The organism is Stutzerimonas zhaodongensis, assembly GCF_003696365.1.
Lineage (GTDB): Bacteria > Pseudomonadota > Gammaproteobacteria > Pseudomonadales > Pseudomonadaceae > Stutzerimonas > Stutzerimonas zhaodongensis.
In genome coordinates, this window is sequence record NZ_RFFM01000001.1 from 462,402 (window position 1) to 486,949 (window position 24,548).

Annotated in this window: 19 protein-coding genes and 2 pseudogenes; 10 read left to right on the top strand and 11 right to left on the bottom strand. The window is 60.4% G+C overall.

Going from position 1 to position 24,548, the window contains the following annotated elements; translation table 11 throughout:
• The first annotated feature begins 100 nt into the window (after positions 1 to 100).
• Entirely contained in the window at positions 101 to 1,582 is a 1,482-nt protein-coding gene (locus EA797_RS02065) for a PhoX family protein (protein WP_122163530.1), read from the top strand.
• Positions 1,583 to 1,700: 118 nt separating this feature from the next.
• Here EA797_RS02065 and dbpA read toward each other — a convergent pair whose 3' ends face one another.
• Positions 1,701 to 3,080, bottom strand: coding sequence for an ATP-dependent RNA helicase DbpA (gene dbpA, locus EA797_RS02070; protein WP_122164651.1), 1,380 nt, complete (start codon positions 3,078 to 3,080; stop codon positions 1,701 to 1,703).
• Between the two features lie 135 nt (positions 3,081 to 3,215).
• On the opposite strand from dbpA, the gene rloA2 reads away from it, so the two are divergent.
• The 4 genes from rloA2 (at position 3,216) to EA797_RS02090 (ending at position 7,085) form a co-directional block, all read left to right on the top strand.
• On the top strand, positions 3,216 to 3,743 hold the full coding sequence (rloA2, locus tag EA797_RS02075) for a retropepsin-like aspartic peptidase RloA2 (RefSeq protein ID WP_122163531.1): 528 nt from the start codon (positions 3,216 to 3,218) through the stop codon (positions 3,741 to 3,743).
• Positions 3,744 to 4,432: 689 nt separating this feature from the next.
• A complete protein-coding gene (locus EA797_RS02080; protein ID WP_122163532.1) occupies positions 4,433 to 4,696 on the top strand; it encodes a DUF4212 domain-containing protein in 264 nt (87 codons plus the stop codon).
• Between the two features lie 3 nt (positions 4,697 to 4,699).
• On the top strand, positions 4,700 to 6,469 hold the full coding sequence (locus EA797_RS02085) for a sodium:solute symporter family protein (RefSeq protein ID WP_122163533.1): 1,770 nt from the start codon (positions 4,700 to 4,702) through the stop codon (positions 6,467 to 6,469).
• Positions 6,470 to 6,566: 97 nt separating this feature from the next.
• Positions 6,567 to 7,085: a hypothetical protein gene (locus EA797_RS02090; protein ID WP_122163534.1), complete on the top strand. Its 519-nt coding sequence runs from the start codon at positions 6,567 to 6,569 to the stop codon at positions 7,083 to 7,085.
• 235 nt (positions 7,086 to 7,320) lie between these two features.
• Here the strand turns inward: EA797_RS02090 and EA797_RS02095 are convergent, their stop codons facing one another.
• From EA797_RS02095 to EA797_RS02120, 6 genes are all read right to left on the bottom strand, one after another.
• Positions 7,321 to 8,025: a 3'-5' exonuclease gene (locus EA797_RS02095; protein WP_122163535.1), complete on the bottom strand. Its 705-nt coding sequence runs from the start codon at positions 8,023 to 8,025 to the stop codon at positions 7,321 to 7,323.
• Positions 8,022 to 9,956 carry a putative nucleotidyltransferase substrate binding domain-containing protein gene (locus EA797_RS02100; protein ID WP_122163536.1) on the bottom strand — a complete coding sequence of 645 codons (1,935 nt, stop codon included), beginning with the start codon at positions 9,954 to 9,956 and terminating at the stop codon, positions 8,022 to 8,024. Before EA797_RS02100 ends, EA797_RS02095 begins: the two co-directional genes overlap by 4 nt.
• Positions 9,957 to 10,142: 186 nt before the next feature.
• On the bottom strand, positions 10,143 to 10,547 hold the full coding sequence (locus EA797_RS02105; protein ID WP_122163537.1) for a type 2 periplasmic-binding domain-containing protein: 405 nt from the start codon (positions 10,545 to 10,547) through the stop codon (positions 10,143 to 10,145).
• Positions 10,548 to 10,558: 11 nt separating this feature from the next.
• On the bottom strand, positions 10,559 to 11,722 hold the full coding sequence (locus EA797_RS02110; protein ID WP_122163538.1) for a hypothetical protein: 1,164 nt from the start codon (positions 11,720 to 11,722) through the stop codon (positions 10,559 to 10,561).
• 22 nt (positions 11,723 to 11,744) lie between these two features.
• Complete coding sequence (locus tag EA797_RS02115) at positions 11,745 to 13,367, bottom strand: methyl-accepting chemotaxis protein (RefSeq protein ID WP_122163539.1); 1,623 nt, start codon at positions 13,365 to 13,367, stop codon at positions 11,745 to 11,747.
• Positions 13,368 to 13,567: 200 nt separating this feature from the next.
• The gene (locus EA797_RS02120; RefSeq protein ID WP_122163540.1) at positions 13,568 to 15,748 is read right to left on the bottom strand and encodes a malate synthase G; all 2,181 of its coding nucleotides are present in this window, start codon (positions 15,746 to 15,748) and stop codon (positions 13,568 to 13,570) included.
• 295 nt (positions 15,749 to 16,043) lie between these two features.
• On the opposite strand from EA797_RS02120, the gene EA797_RS02125 reads away from it, so the two are divergent.
• Positions 16,044 to 16,562, top strand: coding sequence for a glycine cleavage system transcriptional repressor (locus tag EA797_RS02125; protein WP_122163541.1), 519 nt, complete (start codon positions 16,044 to 16,046; stop codon positions 16,560 to 16,562).
• 6 nt (positions 16,563 to 16,568) lie between these two features.
• Here EA797_RS02125 and rarD read toward each other — a convergent pair whose 3' ends face one another.
• Complete coding sequence (gene rarD / locus EA797_RS02130) at positions 16,569 to 17,462, bottom strand: EamA family transporter RarD (protein ID WP_122163542.1); 894 nt, start codon at positions 17,460 to 17,462, stop codon at positions 16,569 to 16,571.
• 194 nt (positions 17,463 to 17,656) lie between these two features.
• On the opposite strand from rarD, the gene EA797_RS02135 reads away from it, so the two are divergent.
• Complete coding sequence (locus tag EA797_RS02135; RefSeq protein WP_122163543.1) at positions 17,657 to 18,424, top strand: SDR family oxidoreductase; 768 nt, start codon at positions 17,657 to 17,659, stop codon at positions 18,422 to 18,424.
• Positions 18,421 to 20,019: an alpha,alpha-trehalase TreF gene (gene treF / locus EA797_RS02140; protein WP_122163544.1), complete on the top strand. Its 1,599-nt coding sequence runs from the start codon at positions 18,421 to 18,423 to the stop codon at positions 20,017 to 20,019. Before EA797_RS02135 ends, treF begins: the two co-directional genes overlap by 4 nt.
• Before the next feature lie 252 nt (positions 20,020 to 20,271).
• On the opposite strand, the gene EA797_RS02145 is transcribed toward treF, so the two are convergent.
• The 3 genes and pseudogenes from EA797_RS02145 to EA797_RS02155 form a co-directional block, all read right to left on the bottom strand.
• Entirely contained in the window at positions 20,272 to 20,772 is a 501-nt protein-coding gene (locus tag EA797_RS02145) for an LEA/WHy family protein (RefSeq protein ID WP_122163545.1), read from the bottom strand.
• A 7-nt stretch (positions 20,773 to 20,779) separates the two neighbouring features.
• The gene (locus EA797_RS02150) at positions 20,780 to 21,541 is read right to left on the bottom strand and encodes a slipin family protein (protein WP_122163546.1); all 762 of its coding nucleotides are present in this window, start codon (positions 21,539 to 21,541) and stop codon (positions 20,780 to 20,782) included.
• Positions 21,534 to 22,909, bottom strand: a pseudogene (locus tag EA797_RS02155) (NfeD family protein); the annotation flags it as partial. The pseudogene EA797_RS02155 and the gene EA797_RS02150, both read right to left, overlap by 8 nt.
• Positions 22,910 to 23,197: 288 nt before the next feature.
• Between EA797_RS02155 and EA797_RS02160 the strand changes: the two are divergent.
• Positions 23,198 to 24,032: pseudogene (locus tag EA797_RS02160) on the top strand (MBL fold metallo-hydrolase).
• The gene (locus EA797_RS02165; protein ID WP_122163548.1) at positions 24,032 to 24,247 is read left to right on the top strand and encodes a hypothetical protein; all 216 of its coding nucleotides are present in this window, start codon (positions 24,032 to 24,034) and stop codon (positions 24,245 to 24,247) included. The pseudogene EA797_RS02160 and the gene EA797_RS02165 overlap by 1 nt, the downstream one beginning before the upstream one ends.
• Positions 24,248 to 24,548 lie beyond the last annotated feature (301 nt).

Sequence of the window (24,548 nt, forward strand, 5' to 3'; positions counted from 1 at the left end):
CGTCCCTGATCACCGGAACGCCATCGCTTAGTCATCGTACTGCCGCATTAAGCTGGCTTCATTCATGCGCCCCTCCCATTCCTATAACAGAGGACATCGCATGAACCGTGAACATGATGCCAGCCGCCGCAGCCTGCTCAAGAGTGGCGCCATTACCGCCGCCGTCGTTGCCAGCACGCCATTTCTCGGCACTCTTGAAGCCTTTGCCGCACGAAATGCCCAGGGTCGCGGCGCCGGTCTGGTGCGTAGCAGCTATGGCCCGGTGCGGCCAGTCAAAGATCTGACCACTGGCCTGGAGCTGCTTCAGCTTCCCGACGGCTTCCAGTACAAGAGCTTTTCCTGGACCGGCGACATGATGGAAAACGGCCAGCCCGTCCCTACCGCTCATGACGGCATGGGTGTTGTCACCGTGCGTCGCGGTCAGCATGGTCAGGAAATCGTGCTGGTCCGTAACCATGAAGCCAGCACCGGTCCGTTGATCGACGCTACCGGCATCTACGATGACGTCACACTGGCCAATGGTCAGCGTCCGGCCGGCGGCACCACCAATCTCTACGTATCCCGCGATATATCGCAGCCGGTGCGCACCCTGCCGAGCCTTGGCGGAACTCGTACCAACTGTGCTGGCGGCGTTACTCCGTGGGGCACCTGGTTGTCTTGCGAAGAGACTACCGCTGACTATCGCAGTGTCGGCGGTCGCGCTCACGGCTATGTATTCGAAGTGACCGCCGACCCTGCGCTGACCACGGCCCAGCCGATCATCCAGATGGGACGCTTCGCCCACGAGGCGGTCGCAGTGGATCCCCGCAACAGCTACGTATACCTGACCGAAGATGCCCGTAACCGCGCCGGTTACTACCGTTACATCCCTACCGATGCCAGCCAGCAGCCGGGCTCGCTCGCTGTGGGTGGCATCCTGCAGGCAGCTCGCGTGCGCGACCGTGCGCTGGTCGATCTGCACGCGCCTAAGCAGGGCGACAGCTATCAATTGGAATGGGTTGAAGTTGCCTATCCAGACCTGGATCCGCAGCCTGAAGGTAGCGGTCCGTACGCCCAGGCACGTCGCGCTGGTGGTTTGAGCATGAGCCGCGGTGAGGGCATCTGGTACAGCGAAGGCAAGCTCTACATCGTTGACACCAGCGCAGGCACGGACAGTCAGGGTCGCGCAGGTTACGGTGAAGGTGCGGTGTGGATGCATGACCTGTCCACCGACCGCCTGACCTGTGTCTTCGCTTCTACGGACGCTGAGATCGCCAACAACCCCGACAACATTACCGTGAGCCCGCGCGGTGGCGTGCTGCTCTGTGAAGATGGCGGCGGTGTGCAGGACATGTACGGTTTCGGCGAGCGCCTGTTGGGTCTGACCACAGCCGGTGAAGCCTATGTTTTCGCCAAGAACAACGTGGTGTTCGATGACGTCCAGGCTGCTGCGGCCGGTAAGAACGTGTCAGGCGGCGACTATCGCAGCCGCGAGTTCTGCGGCGCCTGTTTCGATCCGAGCGGGCATTTCCTCTTCGTCAACATCCAGACCCCCGGCATCACTTTTGCCATCTGGGGCCCATGGGCGCGCGGTTCGCTGTAACGCGCCAACCTTTTAAAGGCCGCTCGGTGTGACGCATCGAGCGAGCCAGTTCTGGTTGCACGGGGCGGGCAATCCGCCTCGCAACGAGCCTGCGCTGCGGCAGGCTCGTTTCTCTACGCTATAGCGTGCGTACCTTCAGTGAGCGACCTTTTATTTTCCCTGCATTCAGACGATTGAGCGCTTGTTTGGCAACGCTGCGCTCGACTGCGACGAATGCCTGGAAGTCAAAGATTGCGATCTTACCTACCTGTGTGCCGGGAATCCCTGCATCTCCTGTAAGCGCGCCGAGGATGTCGCCGGGGCGCAGCTTGTCCTTGCGTCCAGCGCCGATGCACAGCGTGATCATTGGCGGCTGAAGCGGCTCGCCTGGCTGAGCCTTTAGATCACCCAGTGGCTGCCAGTTGAGCGGCGCTTTCTGACGCTCCTCGATGGCCCGGGCACGATGGGCCTCGGCGGGTGCAACCAGGCTGATGGCGATTCCCTTCTTGCCGGCGCGTCCGGTTCGGCCAACCCGGTGAATGTGAATCTCGGAATCCCGGGCCAGTTCGACGTTGATCACCATGTCCAACGCATCGATATCAAGCCCGCGCGCCGCGACATCTGTCGCCACCAGTACGGACAGGCTGCGGTTGGAGAACATCGCCAGCACCTGATCACGATCACGTTGCTCCAGGTCGCCGTTGAGCGCCATGGCGGAGATGCCCTTGGCGCTCAGCTGGTCTACGAGCTCCTGGCATTGCTGCTTGGTAAAGCAGAACGCTACGCAGGTTTCCGGGCGAAAGCTGGCAAGGATGCGTACCACGGCGTCCATGCGATCGTCGGGATCGATCTCGTAAAAACGTTGTTCGATCTGCGAGTCGTCATGCAGCGCTTCGGCTTTGACCTGCTGCGGATCACGCATGAAGGTCGCGGAGAGTTGCTTGATCCCGGCGGGATAGGTAGCCGAGAACAAAAGGGTCTGCCGCTTGTTCGGGGTCTGGCCGATGATTTCAGCAATGGCGTCGTAAAACCCCATGTCCAGCATACGGTCGGCTTCGTCCAGCACCAGTGTGTTGAGGCCGTCTAGCTTGAGCGAGCCCTTTTTCAGGTGTTCTTGAATGCGCCCCGGTGTGCCGACGATGACGTGTGCACCATGCTCCAAGGAGCCGATCTGCGGGCCAATGGAAACCCCGCCGCAGAGGGTGAGAATCTTGATGTTGTCGGCGGAGCGAGCAAGGCGTCGCAGCTCCTTGGCCACCTGGTCAGCCAGCTCGCGCGTCGGGCACAAGACCAGCGATTGGCAGCCGAAATAACGGGGATTGAGCGGTTCGAGCAGCGCGATGCCAAACGCGGCCGTCTTGCCGCTACCGGTCTTGGCCTGGGCAATCAGGTCCAGGCCCTTGAGCATCACGGGAAGGCTCTGCGCCTGGATTGGCGTCATCTCGGTGTAGCCAAGGGCGTCGAGGTTGGCCAGTGTCGCGGCGCTGAGGGGCAGGGTGGCAAAAGCTGAACTGGGCACGGGTGGGATCTGCACAAGAGGAAATGGCGTGCAGTCTATCAGGCCGGTCGAGGTGGCGTTGGCTGCCCATCGGAGCGAACCTGCTGGGGCCGAGAGGGTCCCAGAATGGTCACCTGAAATCACCGGAGGTTCGTTTTGTCCCGTTTGTTGTTGCTGTTGAGCGCATTAACCCTTCCCGCCGTCGCTGCCGAACCCACCCTTTTCGGGCGCTACGAGCAGATCAAGATCGAAGACCTCGGCAAGACACTCAAGGCAAAGATGGACACAGGCGCAATGACTGCCTCGCTGTCCGCGCGGGATATCGAGCGTTTCGAGCGCGAAGGTGAGGACTGGGTGCGTTTCCGCCTTGCGGTAGAGGGTGCAGACGACACCCTTTACGAGCATCGCCTGGCACGCATCGCCGAGATCAAGACCCGCTCCGAAGAGTCGTCTGCAGTTGATCCTGACGACGACAACGATGCCGAACAAGGCCCCGACTATGCCGAGCGGCCAGTGGTCCAGATGCAGCTGTGCATCGGCGATCAGCTTCGTGAAGCAGAGGTCAATCTCACTGACCGCACCCATTTCCGTTATCCCTTGCTGATTGGTGCTACGGCAATCCGGGACCTCGAAGCGGCCATTGATCCAGCTCAGAAGTACACCGCAGGGCGCCCCACCTGTTAAGAGCTGGTCGCCCCAGCAGCGTTGCCGACTGGCCCAAGCGGCCAGCCGGTTCGCACAGGACCTGCTGAGCCTGTTCGGAGCTTCAACGTCGGTTGAGGCTGCCGTTACTGATGCTCTGTTTCCCGTGCCACTCGAATCTCAGCCGCTCGCAGCGGCCGTGCGGTTGAACCCAAGCCGCGAAGCGACTTCACAGTAGCAACTTTGCTAATAAGTAATATCCGAATTGGAAGTGCGACTAGATATGCATTCGGGCATATGAGTTGTTCAATGTGCAACTTGTGGGCTTCACGCAGTTACCGTGTTTGCGGTTCAGATAACTTATATATGTAATATTGATTTGGTAAAGGCAAGTTTAGGGTTCACCCATAAATGTGTGCGGCTATATATACGTAACCCATATACGTACCCCGAAACCGGGCTTGCGGATTGATGTTGGCGATAGCATGCGGGCCAGCCGCATAAGGGGAGCGTGCGGGCTTTATGCTTGGCCTGGTGTTCAATACCTCATGGGCTCAGATCCCCTCTAGCCAGGGTGATACACAGCGCCAAACGACTCGTCTGGCTCGCCGGTCGCCCCCGCGCAGCATCCCTAGTCAGACTAAAGTCGGGGCTATCTTTCTGTTACACATCCTTGCTAGATTCACGATGTGGTTCCCTTTACCCGTAATAAAAATAAGACGGAGAACGTCATGGCCGACGCCGATAAAACAAATGCTGCTGCGTACTGGAAGGCGAACGTTCGCCTTATCACATGGAGCTTAGTGGTCTGGGCTCTAGTCTCATATGGTTTTGGCATCCTATTGCGTCCGCTGGTATCCGGTATCCCTGTTGGGGGAACGGATCTGGGCTTCTGGTTCGCTCAACAAGGTTCCATCATCACGTTCATTGCGATCATCTTCCACTACGCGTGGCGGCTGAACAAACTGGACAAGGAATTCGGGGTTGAGGAGTAAGCCATGAGTCAATACTGGATCAACATGTCGTTCGTGGGCGCGTCCTTCCTGCTTTATATAGGGATCGCGATCTGGGCCCGCGCCGGCTCGACCAAAGAATTCTATGTCGCTGGTGGTGGTGTTCACCCTGTAACCAACGGCATGGCCACAGCGGCAGACTGGATGTCTGCAGCTTCCTTCATTTCCATGGCGGGCCTGATCGCCTCCGGTGGCTACGCCACTTCGGTATACCTGATGGGCTGGACCGGCGGCTACGTGCTGCTGGCGATGCTGCTTGCGCCCTACCTGCGCAAGTTCGGCAAGTTCACCGTGCCTGACTTCATCGGTGACCGTTTCTACAGCCGTGGTGCTCGTCTGACTGCGGTCGTCTGCCTCATCCTCATCTCCGTTACTTACGTAATCGGTCAGATGGCTGGTGCTGGCGTTGCGTTCTCCCGCTTCCTGGAAGTGAGCAACTCCGCTGGTATCTGGATCGCTGCTGCCATCGTGTTCGCCTACGCGGTATTCGGCGGCATGAAGGGCATCACCTACACTCAGGTGGCGCAGTACGTTGTTCTGATCATTGCCTACACCATCCCGGCCGTGTTCATTGCGATGCAGCTGACTGGCAATCCGATCCCGATGTTCGGCATGTTCGGTACTCACGTAGAGTCGGGCGTACCGCTGCTGGACAAGCTGGATCAAGTCGTTACTGATCTTGGTTTTGCTGCCTACACTGCTGACGTCGACAACAAGCTGAACATGTTCCTGTTCACCCTGTCGCTGATGATCGGTACTGCTGGTCTGCCACACGTAATCATTCGCTTCTTCACCGTACCGAAGGTAGCTGATGCCCGTTGGTCCGCTGGCTGGACTCTGGTCTTCATCGCCCTCCTGTACCTCACCGCTCCGGCTGTTGCCTCCATGGCTCGCCTGAACCTGGTACAGACTATCTATCCGGAAGGCCCGCAAGCCGAAGCAATCCGCTACGAAGATCGTCCGGAGTGGGTACAGACCTGGGAAACGACTGGTCTGATCAAGTGGGAAGACAAGAACGGCGACGGTCGTGTGCAGATGTACAACGACGCCAACGCCGCCTTCACTCCAACCGCTACAGAGCGTGGCTGGAACGGCAACGAGCTGACCGTGAACAATGACATCATCGTTCTGGCCAACCCGGAAATCGCCAACCTGCCGGGCTGGGTCATCGGTCTGATCGCTGCGGGTGCCATTGCGGCAGCCTTGTCGACAGCTGCGGGCCTGCTGCTGGCAATCTCCTCGGCAATCAGTCACGACCTTATCAAGACGATCATCAATCCGAAGATCAGTGAGAAGGGCGAGATGCTGGCCGCCCGTCTAGCGATGACGGCAGCGATCCTGCTGGCAACCTGGCTGGGTCTGAATCCACCGGGCTTCGCCGCGCAGGTGGTGGCACTGGCGTTCGGTCTTGCGGCAGCGAGCCTGTTCCCGGCGCTGATGATGGGGATCTTCTCCAAGCGCGTGAACAGCAAGGGTGCCGTCGCAGGTATGCTGGTCGGTGTAGTTTCCACCGCCGTGTACATCTTCCTGTACCTGGGCTGGTTCTTCATCCCTGGCACTGCGAGCATTCCTAACACCCCTGATCAGTGGTGGATGGGCATCTCCCCGCAGGCCTTCGGTGCAGTGGGTGCCATGCTGAACTTCGCAGTTGCTTACGCTGTTTCGATGGCTACCGAGCCTCCGCCGCAGGAAATTCAGGACCTGGTCGAGAGCGTTCGTACCCCTAAGGGTGCTGGCGCTGCGCTTGATCACTAACTGATAATGCAGCCGGACGTCAGACCTGTTCTGACACAAGGTTGAGGTAGAAGTCGGGCTTCCATATGGAAGCCCGATTTTTTTAGGGGAGTTTTATATGTTCTGGCATCTAATCGCGGCAATCGTCGCTGGTGTGGCGGGTGCAGGCATCGGGCTGCTGCTGCGCTCACTGACGCGCAAGCGAGTGCCGAAATGGATCATTCCGGTATGCGCCGGCGCGGGTATGCTGGCGTACACCATTCATTACGAATACACCTGGTTCGAGAGCACCGAAGCGCGGCTGCCAGAGGGGTCAGTGGTGGTATCGAGCGAGGAGGGCGAAATGCTTTGGCGGCCCTGGACCATGAAATTTCCGATGCCGTTGGGCTATACCGTTCTGGACAGCGCCAATGCGCAGGTCGAGGAGACCAGCCAGGGGCGCGTGGCGCGCTTCGTTCTCTACCGGTTCAAGAAAGAACATCTGATGTCGACGGTTACCAGTGCTCCGTACATGTTGCTATGTAGCGAAAAGACGATGTTCAGGCTCAACGATGCGGGTCAGGCCAAGTTCGACAGCATGGTCAAGCTCGAAGCTGATGAGGCGCTTTATCAGCATATGTGCGCCGGGGACAGGTAGCAGTGCAGGAGTTCGCCCATTGGGCACGGCTGATGCAGCGGATCATTTCCCGGACTGATACGTCCCAGCATGTGGGCGCTAGAAGTCGCTTGAAGCGCGCCCCTGTCTCATTAGAGGCGCGCTATCCATCACTGGGTACCACAGCCTGATCGCTTAGTAGCGCCAGGGGCGGCATCGATGGGCGAACCTAGTCGAGTAAGTGCAGAGGCCCGGTCGGCGGCAAGCTTGCAGAACTTTACATGTAGTTGGCTTGTTGCCGCTGGCGCCAGTTCGCCAGTCGCTGGTTCAATGCGGTCAGGTTCTGCAGGCCCTGGTGTCGGGCTTTGCTGAGCAAGATCAGTGCGAGTTCCGCTGTCGCAAGGGCGTCAGCGCTGGCGTGGTGGCGTTGCAGCACGTGCAGTCCGAAATGGGTGCACCAGTCATCCAGACTGTTCTGCCTGGGTCGGTTGTCCGGGCAGAGCATGGGGGCGAGCTCCGCCACATCGAAAAACGGATGGCGCAACTTGTAACCCAGCGTCTGCTTTAGCGCACGGGTCAGCATGCGCTGATCGAAGCTGGCATGGAAGGCGAGGATCGGGCTGTCGCCTACGAACTCCATGAAATCGAGCAGCGCCTCAGCCGGATCGTCGCCGGCCTCCAGTTCGCTTGGCGCGATGCCATGTATCAACACGCTTTCGCTGACTTTCTGGGCTGGGCGCAACAAGGTCGATTCGAACTGATCTCCCAGATTGATTCCGCCGCCTTCTATCACCACCGCTCCGATGGACAAGACGATGTCTCGGCGCATGTCCAGCCCGCTGGTTTCCAGGTCAAGGACCACCATGCGTTGATCGTGCAGCGTGCAGAGATCCAGCGCCGCGGGTGGGTGCAACTGATCACGACGCTGGAGCTGCTCCAGGTCGAGGACTGGGCCGCGTAATTTGAACCAGGGCATATTCATAGCTGATAGCGCAGCGCGAGGCTGCTCTGCAGGCGCTGAGCCTGTCGGAAGGATTCACGCAGGATACGCCGGTCCAGATGGTTGAGGTTGTCGGGGTCAAGACGGTTGGAGTAGGGCCGCCCATCCCGGGCCTGCTGTTGGTGCTGCTGCATGCGGGTCTGCTGGATGAAATGGTAGGCCTCTTCGTAGGCCGCACCATCCTTATCATCGATCACGTTTTTCTCGACCAGAAGGCGCAATCGGTCCAGCGTATTGCAGGTAGTAATGCCGTGACCGAGTGCAAGCAGGCGTGCGCCATCGACGAAGGGTGTGAGGCCTTGAACCTTCAGGTCCAGAGTCGCCTTGCCCTCGCCTTTGCGAGCCACCACGAAATCGCGGAAGCGTCCGACTGGAGGCCGGTGGCGCAAAGCATTTTCAGCAAGCATGCGCTGAAAAAGCCGGTTCTCGCCGATCTCCTCCAGTAGATGGGCGCGCAGCTGCTCGTACCCCTCGCAAGGTCCCCATATCGCGCGCAGATCGAAATAGATGGTGCTGCTGAGCAGATTTTCTGGCGTCGATTCGCGAATGAAAGAGCTAAAGCGCCGCCGCCACTCCTGACGTGACAGGCAAAGCTCCGGATTGCTGGCCATGATATTGCCTTTGCAAAGCGCAAAGCCGCAGGTGTCCAGATCTCGGTTGATGCGCTCAGCCAATGGCAGCAAGTGCCCGCGAATGTGCGCCGCTTCGGCAGCATCGGCCGCCTCGAAAAGAATTCCGTTGTCTTGATCCGTATATAAAGTCTGCTCTCGGCGCCCCTCGCTGCCGAAACACAACCAGGTGAAGGGAATGCCGGGATCGCCAAGCGCTTCAATGGCCAGCTCGATGACCCGGCACACGGTGTGGTCGTTGAGCAGGGTAATGATGTGGGTAATCTGGGTCGAGGAAGCGCCATGGGCGAGCATGTTGTCCACCAGCTGCAAGATGCGGCTGCGGATGATCACCAGCGTTTCGACGCTGTCGGCGTGAGATATCGCTTGCGCCAGGTGAACCAGGTCGACGCGTTGGAGAGAGAAAAGATCGCGTTCGGAAATGACACCACGCAACAGCCCGTTCTCGACCACGCAAACGTGGGCGATGTGGCGCTCGGTCATGGCAATCGCCGCGTCGAATGCGGTCGCGTCCGGAGGCAGGTAGAACGGGTCCTGCGTCATGAACTGGCTGATGGGCGTGTTCAGCTCCGTCGTTCCCGTTCCGATCACGCGCCGCAGATCGCGTAATGTGAAGATGCCCTGCGGGTGCATTTCGTGATCGGTGATCACGACGCTGCCGACATTGTTCTCATGCATCAGCGCCACCGCTTCGGACAGCGGCATGGTCGGAGGGCAAGACACCGGATGATGCAGGGCCAGTTCGCCAACGCGAGTTTCCAGCGAGTACTGCTCGCCCAAGCTCTCTACCGCACGCATCTGCGCCTGTTGATTGACCAGGTCGAGCAGGCTGCTGACGCCACGCATGGCGAAGTCACGGAACGAGGCTGACTTGGATACCAGTTTGACGAATGCAGGCTTGTTAAGGAGAAAGCAGAATGTGTCTTCAGCGGCGAAGTGCCCCGTGCGGGTGGCGCGCTCGCCCATCAACGCCGCCATCGGGAAGCACTCGCCGACAATCACCTCAAAGGTGGTTTCAGTGCCGCGCTTGCTGGTGTGTGGTCTTTGGCCATGAACACGGCCCTGCTTGACGATGTAGAAGTGTTCGACGACCCCGTCATCGGGCGAGATGATGCAATCGCCCTCGCTGTAGAAGCGCAGCTGGCAGTTCTCCACGAGATAGGCGAGATGCCCCGGCTCCATCTGGTTGAACGGCGGGTACTTGCGCAGAAATTCCATGGTTCCATGAATGTTCTGCAGCACGGCTGTTTTGCCTGCCTCGGCGAAAGCACTGGCTTTGCTCATGGTTCAATCCCATTGTTTGCGCCCAATGGTGGGCGGAGGCGCCGTGGCGGCACATTGGACGTAAGTCTAGTCGCCAGCGGCCCGATTCGGGCAGACACAGGTCAGCTCGTCAGACGGGGGTGTTGCAGGGTTTTGCATTCAAAAAAAAACCGCCCCGTAGGGCGGCTTCTTTGACACGGCGTCAGGTCACGGCAGGGTGAAAAGCACCTTGACCGAATCGTTGACCGCAGCACTGTTTACGTAGCCGATGGCATCGGCTTCGCCCGCGACCTTGGCGACCATCGCAGCATCATCCGCAACGCTCGGCAGAGGTTGGCCCTTGCCGGTGAAGATCAGCCCGGACCAGTAGGACTTCAGTTGTGACTCGTTCTTGCTGGTTACCGCTGAATAGAAGGATTCCTTGGCGGGAGTCCAGCCGGCTTGGTCAACACCCTTCATGGACTTGTCTTTGCCCAGAAAGATGTTGGCGACGTCGGATTGCGAGGGCGCTTTCGCGGCGCCCGGATTGACGATTACTGCGACTTCGGCATGAGCCATGGAGACCATGCCGAGCAGGGCTGCGCCGCTGAGAATGCGAAGGGATGTTTTCATCTGGACGCTCCTCAGAATACGAAATCGACGCCGACGGAAACGATGTCGCCGTCGTAGTTGCGAGCGGGAGTGCCGAAGCGACCGGTACGCTCGTAGACCGTGTTGTCGAACACTTCCTGGGAAGTGCGGGTGAACACGCCGTCGAAGCCATTCTTGGTATCGACGCGCTTGTACTCACCCTTGACCACGACGGTCGGGGAGGCCTGGTAGTTCAGACCCATGGTCCACGAGCTCTGGCGACCACCGTTGTCGTCCAGTTGTGCGTAGGTCACGTGCGGCAGGAAGTCGCCAAAGCGACGGCCACCCATCAGGTAGAACGAGTCGATGGACTCCATGCCGTCGTTCTCGATCATGCGCGAGGTCCACTCGTTGCTGCTGATCCATGTGCCGTTGTCGTACTGGTAGCCAATCGAGGTGAACTTGCCTTTTTCTTTCTCGAGCGTCAGCAGAGGAAGGTTGGCGTTGGGATTGCCCACGAGGTAGTTGTTAACGGTGCCGCTAACAGCAGTTGTGATGTCTGCTTCGACGTAGCCGATGCGCAGTGTGCCGAAGTCATTGGTGTTAAGGCTTACGCTCGCACCGAACAGGTGACCGTAGTCGATATCGAACTGCTGGTCATAGGCGAAGTAGTCACGATTCTTTGCCTGGCCGCCAGCAACCTGGACGGAGACCGAACCGTAGGAGAGCGGAACGGTATAGACCGCATCGACGCCTTCGTAGTTGGTCACCTGAACCTGGCTGTAGACCTCGTCAGGCAGGCGCAGCCAAGGGTAGCTGTAGCCGACGTCGAGACTCTCGGAATACATGTAGACCGGGCTGCGCAGGCGGCCAGCACGGAGCATCAGCTGGTCGTTGGTCTGCCAGGAAAGGTAGGCCCACTCCAGGTTGGCTTTCCATTCGTCCTGCTGCGCTTTGGCGGTGGCCTGGACGGTCACGCCGACGGTATCAGTGATGCCGTAGCTCAGCTGCGCGCCGAACTTGGACAGCTGATCGCCGCGCCAGGAATCGTTGGTTTGGCCCTGTATGCCATAGGTGCGGCCTTCATCTTCGCCACCCAGGTGGGTAAAGCCGACGGTGCCAAAGCCGTTGAAGCGGTGTTCACCCTGTTCCAGGGCAAACGCTTGAGTGGTTGCCAGGCAGACGGCTGCCAGGCCGATAACACGTACTGCGGTCATCAGATGCTCCTAAAAGCTGGTTTTAAACGCGGAATTGGGCCGTGGCTGCACGCAGGTGATCGCCCGTGCTAACCAGTTGTTCGCCCAGGCGGGCCGTTGCTTCGGCTCCGTTGGCGGTTGCTTGCGCATCCTGCTGCAACACTTGGGTTTCCTGTTGAATCGAACTCGAAAGGCCGATCTGCTCCTGAGTGAACTGGGCGATGCCGGCATTGAGTTCGTCGATTTGATTGACCGTGCGCGCAATGGTCTCGAGTAGCTGAGTCGCCTCTACCGAGCGCTCGATGCTCGCGCGTGATTTTTCGCCGTTGCTGTTCATGACGTTGAGCACGGTGTTGGCGCTGCTTTGCAGTCGCTGGATGATCTGCTGGATTTCGGCGGTCGAGGCCGCGGTTTTCTGCGCCAGGTTGCGCACTTCGTCCGCTACGACGGCGAAGCCCCGACCCTGTTCGCCGGCACGGGCGGCTTCGATGGCCGCGTTCAATGCCAGCAGGTTTGTCTGTTCCGCGATGCTGCGGATCACGGTCAGCACCGAGCCGACCTCCTGGGTTTCTTCCTCGAGCTGCTCCATCGCTTGCACGGCACTCATGACGCTGTTGCCCAGATCGCTGATTCCGCTGGACAGGCTGCCGACGTGCTCGCGCGCTGTGGCGGCCTGGCGTGCGGCCGAGTTGGCTTCATCCGAGGCCTGCTGCGAGCGTTGCGCGACCTCTTGAATGCTGCCGGTCATAGTGAGGATGTCGCGAGTGATCGAGTCAGTATGGTGTTGCTGCGATTTGGCGTTTTCTTCGGAGCCCTGGGTCAGGTTGTACAGCTCCTTGGAGACCAGGCCGAGCGGGCTGGCAGCCTCGATGATCTGGCGGATTGTGCGCTGCAACTTATCGAGGAAGCCGTTGAACAGCTCGATCATCGCGCCGATTTCGTCGTTCGACTTCACGTTCACGCGCTGAGTGAGATCGCCGTCGCCACGAGCTATTGACTGCAACGATGCGATGACGCCGCGCACGTTGGCCATCACGCTGCGTATCACCAGCCAGGCGCCAACACCCACGACCACGATCAGCACCAGGCTAAGGATGATTCCCAAGCGAGTGGTGTTTTCGTTGGCCTCACGGGTTTCGGCGAGCGTATTCTGGAAGTCGGCGTAGGCACCGGCGCGGAACTCGGTCGCCAGTTTCTGTGCCTGGGCCAGATCGCTGGCCATGCGATCCAGACTTGGGCGCAGGTCATCGAACGAGGCGCTGCCATCAATCAGTTTTGCCGAGGCATCCAGCGAGTTGTCCGCATAGGCCTTGACTGCACTGCGCCAGCTGTCGAGAGCCTGTTGCTGCTGCGGCTGACCCTTGAGGAGAGCTGCCAGTGCTTGCTGTTGCCCATCGACCTCTTTGAGAACGTCACGCGCTTCGTCGAGAATCCCCGACTCGCCAGCAGCCACTGCGTTGTTCAGCAAGCTGGGGACGCGCGAAAACTGGAAGATTACGGCGTCTGCCTTTTCCAGAGTTGGATAGCTCTGCGTTTCAATGCTGACCAGACGTGAATCCGTTGCGGACAGCTGCAACGAGGTGTAACCGACATACAGCACCAGCCCGAACAGGGCAACGGCCGGCACCAAGGACAGCTTGGCGGTCAACGAGAAATTCTTGAACATGCAGCAACTCCACGGCAGGCGGCGGATACTACGAGCTGAATTGATATGGCGAAACGCCACTATTTAGAAAAATTGTGACTAGAGATGGCATTCGAAACAATTTATCGGTTAGCCCTGTACGAACTTGAATGCCGTTTGGCGGAGTTCAGCAAATAAAAAAGCCGCCCGGAGGGCGGCTTCTTTTACAGCCAACGAGGGGGTTACAGGCCGTTCTTGGCCTTGAACTCGCGGCGGCGGCGGTGCAGCACCGGCTCAGTGTAGCCGTTTGGCTGCTTGGTACCTTCAAGCACCAACTCAAGCGCGGCCTGGAAGGCGACGTTGTTGTCGAAGTCCGGGGCCAGCGGGCGGTAGGTCGGGTCTCCAGCGTTCTGGCGATCCACCACAGGCGCCATGCGCTTGAGGCTTTCGATGACCTGGTCTTTGGTGACCACACCATGACGCAGCCAGTTGGCCATGTGCTGGCTGGAGATGCGCAGGGTGGCGCGGTCTTCCATCAGCGCGATGTCGTTGATGTCCGGCACTTTCGAGCAACCCACACCAGCGTCGATCCAGCGGACCACGTAGCCGAGGATGCCCTGAGCGTTGTTGTCCAGCTCATTGCGCTTTTCGTCTTCGCTCCAGTTGGTCTCTGGTGCGAGCGGGATGGTAAGGATGTCATCGACCGAGGCCTTCGCGCGCTTGGCCAGCTCGGCCTGGCGCGCGAACACGTCGACCTTGTGGTAGTGCATGGCGTGCAGCGTGGCGGCGGTAGGCGAGGGGACCCAGGCGGTGTTGGCGCCAGCCATGGGGTGGCCGATCTTCTGCTCGAGCATGCTCGCCATCAGGTCAGGCATTGCCCACATGCCCTTGCCGATCTGCGCTTTGCCTTGCAGGCCGCAAGCCAGGCCGACGTCGACGTTGTTGTTCTCGTAGGAGGCGATCCACTTTTCAGCTTTCATTGCCGCCTTGCGGACGACCGGGCCGGCTTCCATGGAAGTGTGGATCTCGTCGCCGGTGCGGTCGAGGAAGCCGGTGTTGATGAACACCACACGCTCGCGCGCTTCCTTGATGCACGCCTTGAGGTTGACCGTAGTGCGGCGTTCCTCGTCCATGATGCCGACCTTCAGGGTGTTGCGCGGCAGACCGAGCACGTCCTCGACACGGCCGAACAGTTCGGTGGCGAACGCCACTTCTTCCGGGCCGTGCATCTTCGGCTTGACGATGTACATCGAGCCGGTGCGGCTGTTGGCGCGGCTGGTGTTGCCCTTGAGGTTGTGCATCGCGGCCAGGCTGGTGAACAGGCCGTCCATGATCCCCTCTGGGACTTCGTTGCCTTCCTTGTCGAGGATGGCATCGTTGGTCATCAGGTGGCCGACATTACGGATGAACAGCAGGGAACGGCCGTGCAGGGTCAGGTCGCCGTTGCCGTCCGCCTGGGTGTAAACGCGATCCGGGTTCATGGCGCGGGTGATGCGCTTGCCGCCCTTGTCCAACTCCTCGACCAGGTCGCCCTTCATCAGACCAAGCCAGTTGCGGTACACCAGCGTCTTGTCATCGGCATCGACAGCAGCGATGGAGTCTTCGCAGTCCATGATAGTGGTCAGCGCCGATTCCATCAGAACGTCCTTCACGCCCGCCGCGTCGGTCTGGCCGATGGGGCTGGCCGGATCGATCTGGATCTCGAAGTGAATGCCATTGTGCTTGAGCAACACGGCGATCGGTGCATTGGCGTCGCCCTGGAAACCGCGCAGTTGCGCAGGGTTCTGCAGGCCGGTGGTGCTGCCGTCCTTCAGTGAGACGACCAGCTTTCCGTCGTCGATGCGGTAGCCGGTGGAGTCGGCATGGGAGCCGGTCTCCAGCGCAGCGGCTTCGTCGAGGAAGGCACGCGCGTAGGCAATAACCTTGTTGCCGCGGATCTCGTTGTAGCCTGGGCCTTTGCTCGCGCCATCTTCTTCGGAGATGGCGTCGGTGCCGTAGAGCGCGTCGTACAGCGAACCCCAACGGGCATTGGCGGCGTTCAGGGCGAAACGCGCGTTCATGATCGGCACAACCAGCTGCGGGCCGGCCATGCTGGCGATTTCTTCATCGACGTTCTGTGTAGTGGCCTGGAAGTCTTCAGCTTCCGGCAACAGATAGCCAATTTCTTGTAGGAAGCTTTTGTAGGCCGCTGCGTCGTGTGCCTGACCAGCACGTGCCTGATGCCAGGAGTCGATCTGGGCCTGCAGGTCATCACGTTTGGCCAGCAGCGCGCGGTTCTTCGGCGCCAGGTCATGGATGACGCTGGAAGCGCCCGCCCAGAAGGCATCGGCTTCGACACCGGTACCAGGAATCGCTTCGTTGTTCACGAAGTCGTACAGGACTTTGGCGACCTGCAGGCCACCGACTTGAACGCGCTCAGTCATCTCTCGCCTCACTTGGTTCTTCTTCAAATCCGTCGGACAAATGTCTTCTTGTAGTCCGGGTCGACGGATACTACATGAACCCGTTTGGAAAATCAGTCCGCCTGGCGGCGCCTATTCGTGGCGTCTGGCAGCCCTCGCGCAAGGCGCTCGACGCGCTGTGGTACCGCCATTTTTGTAGGGCTTTGGCAGACGTTTGTTCTATACCTATGGAGCCGGCCGCCATGGCCGTGGTCCATTGCTTTCAACCACGCCTGGCGAGCAGCCCGCTGCCGCAATTTTTATGAAGGAGCCACAGATGGATCATCTCGTACTAACCGTCATTGCCGAGGATCAGCCCGGACTGGTCGAACGCGTGGCCAAGTGCATCGCCGAGCATGGCGGCAACTGGCTGGAGAGCCGCATGTCGCGCATGGCCGGTCAGTTCGCAGGGATTCTTCGGGTCGACGTTCCAGCGCAGGCGCACGCAGGCCTGACCGAAGCCTTGCGCCAGCTTGAGCAGCAGGGCATTCGAGTGCTGGTCGCGCACAGTGGCGACGAGCCGGAGCGCCAATGGCGCATGATTCACCTGGAGTTGGTCGGCAATGACCGCGCCGGTATCGTGCGTGACATCACCCAGCTGCTGGCTCGCCATGGTGTGAACCTGGAAAGCCTGGACACCGACGTGCTACCGGCGCCGATGACCAACGAGCTGCTTTTTCGGGCTGACGCCATGCTTGCGGTGCCGACTGAGCTCCCTCTGGACGATCTGCAGCAACATCTCGAGACGCTCGCTGACGACCTGATGGTGGAGCTCAAACTGCAGCCGGCCGAATAAGTCGCCTCAGCGTACAGCTGCTCTGCGCATCACACGCCAGGCGTCGTAGCTGTACACGGCGAGGCCCGCCCAGATAAAGATGAAGGCTAGCTGGCGGTCGGCGGGGAAGGGCTCGTTGAAGACCCAGACTGCCAGGATCAACAGCAAGGTTGGCGTGATGTACTGCAGGAACCCCAGTGTCGAATAGGGCAGGTGGCGCGCGGCGGCGTTGAAGCACAGCAGCGGCAACAGGGTCACCGGGCCTGCCGCCACCAGCCAGAGCGCCTGCGGATCGCTCCAGAACGACCATTCGGTGCTCACCCCCGAGCCGAAGAAGAACAGCCAACCCAAGGCGATCGGTAGTAGCAGCCATGTTTCCACTACCAAGCCCGGCAGGGCTGCCACAGGTGCCTGCTTACGCAGCAGGCCGTAGCTGCCGAAGCTCAGGGCCAGGATGATCGACACCCAGGGGAAGTCGCCAAGCGTGATCAGCTGCAAGAGCACGCCGACGGCCGCCATCGCCACGGCCACCCACTGCAGCGGGCGTAAACGCTCGCGCAATACGATCAGCCCCAGCAGCACATTCACCAGCGGGTTGATGTAGTAGCCCAAGCTCGCTTCGAGCATGTGCTCATGATTGACCGCCCAGACGTAGATCAGCCAGTTGCTGGCGATCAGCACGCTGGAAATCATCAGCACGCCGATTCGCCTGGGGTGGGCGAGCAGTTCCTGCCACCACCCCGGATGCTTCCACAGGCTCAACACGAGGGTGCCGAACAGCGCCGACCAGATTGCGCGCTGCGTGACGATCTCCAAGGCGCCGTACTGCTCGATGGATTTGAAGTAGAGCGGAAACAGGCCCCAGATGGAGAAGGTCGTCAGACCCAGTAGATAACCCTTGCGCAGATCGGCGGTGGCCATGGATGTCCTGAGGCGGGCAGCGGAGAGCCGGTCATTTTGCGCTTGCCCACGCGTGTTTGTCTGCCGTGGCGGCATCGCTCGGACGGCTTTGAAGCATTCGTAAACATGCGGCGTTGAACGCCCCGCTGCTGTTGCCCGTCTCACGTTGACGAATCGGGGCGTCGCTGCGACTCCACAGCCACATGAGGTGTTCGATGAAATTGCAGAACAAGGTCGCGCTGGTCACCGGTAGCTCCCAAGGCATCGGCCGGGGCATTGCGGTGCGCCTGGCACGGGAAGGCGCTGACCTGATCATCAACGGGCGCAAGGAGGATGAAGGTGCCCGCGAGACGCTGGAACAGGTACGGGCCGAGGGCCGACGTGCCTGCTTCATCGCCGCGGATGTGGGTGAGCCTGCCAATTGCTACCGTTTGATCGAGCAGGCCGTGGAGCAGATGGGGCGCTTGGACATTCTGGTCAACAACGCCGGCGTGCAGAAGCATGCGGCCTTTCTCGATGCCAGCGAGGCGGATTACGACCAGGTGTTGAACGTGAATCTGCGCGGCCCGTTCTTCCTCGCCCAGGCGTTTGCTCGTCATCTGCGTGACAGCGGTCGCGGTGGGCGCATCATCAACAACAGTTCGGTGCACGAAGAACTGCCGTTCCCCAACTTCAGCGCCTACTGCGCCAGCAAGGGCGGGCTGAAGATGCTCACCCGCAACATGGCGATCGAGCTGGCGCCGCTGGGGATCACCGTGAACAACGTTGCCCCGGGCGCGATCGAGACGCCAATCAATCAGGCGCTGATGAACCAGCCCGAGAAGCTCGAAAGCCTGCTGGATAACATACCAGCCAAGCGCCTGGGCCAACCTCATGACGTGGCTGGGGCGGTTGCCTTCCTTGCCTCCGACGACGCCGACTACGTCACCGGTACTACACTGGTGATAGATGGCGGCCTGCTATGGAATTACAGCGAGCAATGACCGATACCGACCTGAACCCTTTCGACTACGACACTCATGCGGTATGCGCCGCCGACACCATGACCCCGGCCGACCGCTACCAGGAACTCTTCATTGCAGTGCAGACGCAGCGGGTATTTCCCGACAGCAAGACCTTCGTCGACTGCGCACCACGTCAGCACCCGGAGCGAATTCTGGAAGCCTATCGGGCCAGCAGCGCCGAGCCCGGCTTCGATCTCAAGGGTTTCGTCGAGGAACATTTCGTGACCTACGAAATGAAGCCGACCGAATTCGTTGCCAACCCGAATGATTCCCTGAGCGAACATATCGACCGGCTTTGGCCGGTACTCACACGGCATCCCAAACAGCATCCGGAACACTCTTCGCTGTTGCCGCTACCGCATGATTACGTGGTTCCCGGTGGGCGGTTCACTGAGCTGTATTACTGGGATTCCTACTTCACGATGCTTGGGCTGGACGAGAGCGGACATTGCGAGCTATTGCGGGCCATGGCGGACAATTTTGCCTTTCTGATCGATACCTATGGGCACGTGCCCAATGGCAATCGCTCCTACTACCTGAGCCGATCGCAGCCGCCGGTATTCGCCCTGATGACCGATCTGTTCGAGGAATCGGGCGTGCATCGCGCCAGCGATTACCTGCCGCAGCTGCGTAAGGAACACGCCTTCTGGACAGACGGGGCCGATCGGCTGCGCCCTGGCGAAACCCATCGCCGCTGTGTCTGCCTGCCTGATGGCAGTGTGCTCAACCGGTACTGGGACGAGCGCGACACGCCGCGAGAAGAGTCCTACCTCGAAGACATCGAAACCGCACGCTCCTCGAGTCGGCCGGCTCACGAGGTGTATCGCGACCTACGCGCTGGAGCTGAATCCGGCTGGGATTTCAGCTCACGCTGGCTGGGCGATCCGCAGCGCCTATCGAGCATTCGCACCACTCAGATAATCCCGGTGGACCTGAACAGCTTTCTCTACAAGCTCGAGCGGCAGATTGCCCGGCTCAGCGAAGCCAGGGGCCGGCATGAGTGTGCTGAGGAGTTTGCCCAGCGGGCTGCAAACCGGTTGGCCGCCATCGATCGATATCTGTGGAGCGAGCAGCGCGGCGCCTACTTCGACTTCGATTGGTGCCTTGGGCAGCCACGCGACAACCTGACTGCCGCGACGCTGACGCCGTTGTTCGTGCAGGTGGCAAGTGACAAACAAGCAGCCCGGGTGGCCGAAATCGTACGGGAGCGCTTGCTCGCGCCGGGTGGGTTATCGACCACCGAAATTGGCGACAGCGGCGAGCAGTGGGATCGTCCCAATGGCTGGGCGCCTCTGCAGTGGATCGGGATACGCGGGCTGCAGTCCTATGGGCATGACGCGTTGGCGCTACAGATCGAAGAACGCTGGCTGAGCATCGTTTCCCACCTGTTCGAGCGTGAGAGCAAGTTGGTGGAGAAATACGTGCTCAGGCCATGCACCGAGCATGCAGGCGGTGGCGAGTACCCGCTGCAGGACGGCTTCGGCTGGACCAACGGTGTAACCCGCAAGTTGATGCAGGAAGATCCCAATCACGAAGCGCATCGCTGCCGCGCAGGTAACTGCCGGGTAGATTGAATGACAGCTGAAGTGCTCGCGATCAGGCGGCAGCTCGGTTTCAGAGCGGCCTTGGAGCATGGATCGCCAGCAAGCTGGCTCCTACACAGGCCGTCGAGGTGAGTAGAGAGGTCAGCCGCCCACCGTCGCGCTTTTTGTAGAGGCGAGCTTGCTCGCGATCGCCTTTGAGTCACTACGCAGCACGTCCCTTGCTCGACGTGCCGATCCGCTTACCTCGCCAAGCGGTGAATTAGCGTGCTCATCTAACGACATCTACGGGCGTCGGTACGGGCTGGCTAATGCGCCATTGAGGTCCAACGTGCCTTTTTCAACGAAGCGCTGGGTGCCGAACATTCCACCGGCCAGCTTCCCGCGCAACACATAGGGCACTTCATCCAGGCCGATGTGCTCGGCCAGGCCGAGTGCCTGGCGGGCAGCCGAGAAGGCCGAAATGGTGACCGGCACGCTGAGCACGGTTTCGCCGAAACGAGGCACGCTGCCACGCGCGTCGCTAACGCCGCTTGCCAGGCGTCGCCCGTTGATTTCCAGATCCAGCGCCACGCCGTTGTAATCCAGCGCCATGTCATTGGGGTTCTGTATTCGCAACTTGACCGCCATGCGCAGTTCCAGCCCTTCGCCCGGCAGCGGCTGAATGCCCGCGACCTGCACGTTGAGCGGGTCACGCTTGGAAAAAGCGGCACAGGCTGCAAGCGTCATCGTCAGCAGGACGACCGACAACAGGCGAACAAGGGGTACGGCTGAGCGCAAGGGCATAAGGCTTCTACTCGGATTTCTTGGTGAGGTTGCCCAGGCCCTGTAGCAGCTCCATGGGCAGCGGGAAAACGATGGTCGAATTCTTGTCGCCGGCGATGTTGCTCAGCGTCTGCATATAGCGCAGCTGCATCGCACCTTGCTGGCGACCCAGCATTTCGGCGGCCTGCATCAGCTTCTCCGATGCCTGCAATTCACCCTCAGCATGAATGACCTTGGCCCGCCGCTCGCGTTCCGCCTCGGCTTGTCGGGCAATGGCGCGGATCATCGATTCGTCGAGGTCCACATGCTTGATTTCTACATTGGCAACCTTGATGCCCCAGGCGTCGGTCTGTGCGTCGAGCACGGCCTGAATATCGTTGTTGAGCTGCTCGCGCTCGGCCAGCATGTCGTCCAGGTCATGCTTGCCGAGAACCGCACGCAACGTGGTTTGCGCGAGCTGGCTGGTGGCGGAGTGGTAATCCTCGACCTGAATGATTGCCTTCTCGGCGTCCAGTACGCGGTAGTACACCACTGCGTTGACCTTGACCGATACGTTGTCCCGCGAAATCACGTCCTGGGTCGGTACGTCCAGCACCAGGGTGCGGAGATCCACCTTCACCATTTGCTGGATTCCGGGGATCACCATGATCAGCCCGGGCCCCTTGACCTTCCAGAAGCGTCCCAGCTGAAACACCACGCCGCGTTCGTATTCGCGCAGGATGCGGAAGGTCGATGCAAGCAGCGCGATGACCAGCACCAGTACCGCGATAAAGCTCATTTCCAAACCCATGGTTCACCTCTTATCGATTGGTGGCGCCTCGGCCACGGTGACATCCAGTTGCAGCCCGCGTCTGGCCACGACGCGCACCTGTTGGCCCGGCAGCAATGGTGCCGAGCTGTGTACCTGCCAGTGTTCACCCTGCAATTGCACCCATCCGCTGTTCGGGTCGGTGGTATTGACTCCGGTAACGGGTGTCAGGGCGCCGATCAGTTCGCTGTCCCCGCTGACCAGAGGCCGGCGACGCGCTTTCAAGGCCATGCGGACGATCACGACGACTACCAAGGCGCTGATGACGCCGAGGGTGCCGATGAGCGAAAGCGGAATGCCGAAGCCGGGTACTTCGGTGTCCACCAGAATGATCGCGCCGGTGACGAAGGCCGCAACCCCGCCGAGGCCCAGCACGCCGAAACTTGGCACGAACGCCTCGGCGATCATGAACGCCAGGCCCAGGATGATCAGCGCGACGCCGGCGTAGTTGACCGGCAGCAACTGCAGCGAAAACATCGCCAGCAACAGACAGATACCGCCTATCACGCCCCCGCCCCCTGTACCTGGGTTGGAGAACTCGAAAATCAGCCCGTAGATGCCGATCATCATCAGGATCAGGGCCACGCTGGGGTTGGTGATCACGGCCAGAAAACGTACCCGCCAGTCCGGGTCGTGCCGCTCGACAATGGCGCCGCTGGTCTGCAAGGTAGTGGCCCCAGCGCTGGTCTCGATGACCTTACCGTCCAATTGAACGAGCAGGTCGTCCAGGTCGCTCGCCAGGTAGTCGATGACGTCCTGCGCCAGTGCCTCACGGGCCGACAGGCTGACTGCTTCGCGCACTGCACGCTCGGCCCAGTCGGCGTTGCGTTCGCGCAGTTGCGCCAGGCCGCGGATATACGCCGCCGCGTCATTCATCTGCTTGCGACTCATGGCGTCGCCGCTCTGCTGGTCGTCTTTCTTGGCCTCGGCAGAGGGTGTGGGCGTGCTGTCAGAGCCGCCAATCTGTACTGGCGTAGCTGCGCCAAGGTTGGTGCCAGGCGTCATTGCGGCGATATGGCTGGCGTAGAGCATATAGGTGCCCGCGCTTGCTGCCCGCGAGCCGCTGGGAGTGACATAGGTAGCGACCGGCACCGGGCTGGCGAGGATTTCCTTGATGATGTCGCGCATCGAGGTGTCCAACCCACCTGGCGTATCCAGCTCCAGAATCAGCAACTGGGCCTCGGTTTCCTGTGCCTGCTTGATGCCTCTGATCACGTAGTCGGCGCTGGCGGGGCCGATGACCCCGTCCACGCGCAGCACTGCGACGGGGCTCGCGGCATGGGACGTGCTGGCGAATGTCAGCAGCAACATCCATAGCCAGGCGAATCGGCAGATCGGGCGAAGGTGCATCGGGTATGACCTCCAGTGCTGGCGACACAGCAGTTATCCACGCGAATCCAGAAAGAATAGTCCAGTCCAGCGGACGATCTTCAAACACCGTACAGGTGTCGCAGGTCATCAGGGAAGGACGTTGGACCTGAACTCTGTTGCGCTCCCAGGTCTCACAGATCATAGATCGCTGATTTGGCCGGCTGCCGCTTGGGTTCCAGGCAGGTAGTGCGGTAGCCCCAAGGCTGCGATGCAGGCTATGCACCGGGCTGAGGGCGTGCGAAGCGGCACGATGCCAGAGGAGGTTCCATGCGCATTCATCATCTCAATTGCGGCTGCATGTGTCCGGTTGGCGGAAAGCTGTTCGATGGTGTCCAGCAGCGGCCTTACTGCACACCTGGTGTGTCACTGCCTGTTGATCGAGACCGAGCGGCACGGGTTGGTACTTGTGGATACCGGCTTCGGTAGCTGCGATGTGCTAGAGCCCCGCAAGCGGCTCAGCAGCTTCTTCATCGCGTTTAACAACATCAAATTCGAGCGTCGTTTGACCGCGCTGGAGCAGGTCCGCGAGCTTGGCTTCAGCCAGCAGGATGTGCAGCACATCCTGCTGACGCATCTTGATTTCGACCATGCCGGAGGGTTGGAGGATTTCCCCAACGCTCAGGTGCATGTATTGCAGCGGGAGATGGATGCTGCACGTACGACTCGGAGCTTTCTCGGCCACCGGCGTTATCGCCATCAGCAGTGGGATGAGGTGCGCAACTGGCAGTTTTATGAGCCAGGTGGTGGTACCTGGTTCGGTTTTCAGGCGGTTCGGGAGCTGCGCGGCCTGCCGCCCGAAATTCTGCTCATTCCGCTGACCGGGCATACGCACGGCCATGCCGGCGTGGCGCTGCAGACGGGCAATGGTTGGCTTTTGCACGCGGGGGACGCCTATTTCTATCGCGAAGAGGTAGGCCGGACTGAAAGGCACTGCACGCCGGGACTGCGCTTCTATCAGCGAATGATGGAAGTAGACCGGACGGCGCGGCTGGCCAATCAGCACCGGCTATGGACGCTGTCTCTGGAACACAAGAACGAAGTGACGCTGTTCTGCAGTCACGATGCCAAGGAGCTTGAACGCATGCAGGCAGGGCCGCTCTGATGGCGCAGCAAGACGACGACCGCTTCGGCGCAACGGTGCGTATGTTGATGGGCTATGTCAGGTGGGTCGGTTTGGTGGCCTGCTCGCTGGCAGCGCTGGGATACGCAGCGATTGGCAACTACAACATGACCGGGTTAATGGTGGCCTTGGCGGTGCTGTCGTGGATCAATATTCGCCGTAAGCGCGATAAACCCAGGGCGAACCAGCGGCCCTGACGGTTGTGCGGAGGGGAAGCGGTCGATGTTCGACTTTCCGCGTATGGCTGGGGAGTCGATTGGCTGCGACAGTAGCCCTGTCAGGCAGTGCCTGACGATGCCAATGGCTCACGAGGCTGCTGGCATCGACGCATCAGCTACCTGACCCACGGTTGGCCGCGTCTTCTCCTCTCATGCACCCAGGTGCCCTCGGCGACTCAAACGGTCGCTACCGGATATTTCACGGCCACTGCCTGACGGCGGTGGCCGCCTCTGCTCCAGGCAGGCTGTCGATGCTGCCTGCCTCTCGAACCCTTGCGCT

Excerpts from the sequence above, each read along its gene's own strand:
- EA797_RS02080 (WP_122163532.1), top strand. The coding sequence starts at position 4,433 with ATGGCCGACGCCGATAAAACAAATGCTGCTGCGTACTGGAAGGCGAAC.
- rarD (WP_122163542.1), bottom strand. The coding sequence starts at position 17,462 with ATGGCCACCGCCGATCTGCGCAAGGGTTATCTACTGGGTCTGACGACC.
- EA797_RS02120 (WP_122163540.1), bottom strand. The coding sequence starts at position 15,748 with ATGACTGAGCGCGTTCAAGTCGGTGGCCTGCAGGTCGCCAAAGTCCTG.
- treF (WP_122163544.1), top strand. The coding sequence starts at position 18,421 with ATGACCGATACCGACCTGAACCCTTTCGACTACGACACTCATGCGGTA.
- EA797_RS02115 (WP_122163539.1), bottom strand. The coding sequence starts at position 13,367 with ATGTTCAAGAATTTCTCGTTGACCGCCAAGCTGTCCTTGGTGCCGGCC.
- EA797_RS02150 (WP_122163546.1), bottom strand. The coding sequence starts at position 21,541 with ATGGGTTTGGAAATGAGCTTTATCGCGGTACTGGTGCTGGTCATCGCG.
- EA797_RS02100 (WP_122163536.1), bottom strand. The coding sequence starts at position 9,956 with ATGAGCAAAGCCAGTGCTTTCGCCGAGGCAGGCAAAACAGCCGTGCTG.
- EA797_RS02145 (WP_122163545.1), bottom strand. The coding sequence starts at position 20,772 with ATGCCCTTGCGCTCAGCCGTACCCCTTGTTCGCCTGTTGTCGGTCGTC.
- EA797_RS02090 (WP_122163534.1), top strand. The coding sequence starts at position 6,567 with ATGTTCTGGCATCTAATCGCGGCAATCGTCGCTGGTGTGGCGGGTGCA.
- EA797_RS02105 (WP_122163537.1), bottom strand. The coding sequence starts at position 10,547 with ATGAAAACATCCCTTCGCATTCTCAGCGGCGCAGCCCTGCTCGGCATG.
- EA797_RS02125 (WP_122163541.1), top strand. The coding sequence starts at position 16,044 with ATGGATCATCTCGTACTAACCGTCATTGCCGAGGATCAGCCCGGACTG.
- EA797_RS02110 (WP_122163538.1), bottom strand. The coding sequence starts at position 11,722 with ATGACCGCAGTACGTGTTATCGGCCTGGCAGCCGTCTGCCTGGCAACC.
- EA797_RS02165 (WP_122163548.1), top strand. The coding sequence starts at position 24,032 with ATGGCGCAGCAAGACGACGACCGCTTCGGCGCAACGGTGCGTATGTTG.
- EA797_RS02065 (WP_122163530.1), top strand. The coding sequence starts at position 101 with ATGAACCGTGAACATGATGCCAGCCGCCGCAGCCTGCTCAAGAGTGGC.
- EA797_RS02135 (WP_122163543.1), top strand. The coding sequence starts at position 17,657 with ATGAAATTGCAGAACAAGGTCGCGCTGGTCACCGGTAGCTCCCAAGGC.
- EA797_RS02095 (WP_122163535.1), bottom strand. The coding sequence starts at position 8,025 with ATGAATATGCCCTGGTTCAAATTACGCGGCCCAGTCCTCGACCTGGAG.
- EA797_RS02085 (WP_122163533.1), top strand. The coding sequence starts at position 4,700 with ATGAGTCAATACTGGATCAACATGTCGTTCGTGGGCGCGTCCTTCCTG.